Source organism: Paraburkholderia sp. SIMBA_053 (assembly GCF_046534895.1).
GTDB lineage: Bacteria > Pseudomonadota > Gammaproteobacteria > Burkholderiales > Burkholderiaceae > Paraburkholderia > Paraburkholderia caledonica.
In genome coordinates this window covers 1-279 of the sequence record NZ_JAWRXU010000529.1, presented here as the reverse complement: position 1 = coordinate 279, position 279 = coordinate 1, and the positions used below count along the sequence as shown (strand labels likewise).

The 279-nt window shown below is 58.4% G+C and carries 1 pseudogene; it reads left to right on the top strand.

Features of this window, described 5'->3' with window-relative positions:
* A pseudogene (locus SB753_RS36715) lies at positions 1-278 on the top strand (hypothetical protein); the annotation flags it as partial.
* Position 279 lies beyond the last annotated feature (1 nt).

The window sequence follows — 279 nt, the reverse complement described above, 5'->3', positions numbered from 1 at the left end:
CACTTACCACTGGTCGTGCGGATCGCACGGGAGCATCATTGGAAGTTCGCGGTGAAGCGCAGGCGCATCGCTTGCGCGCTCTGCGGGTTCGTTCAACTTTCTTCATGGAGCTGCCAATGGTCAGAAAGAATTACGCCCCGGACGAAAACGCCCCACGTCAACCGTATGCAGATAAAGATGCGGGCGTCGGCATGGGTCGGATCACGCTCGACGATGACGACGATCTCGACGACGACCTGGACGATGAAGAAGAGGACGATGCGGAAGGCTCCCGCTAAC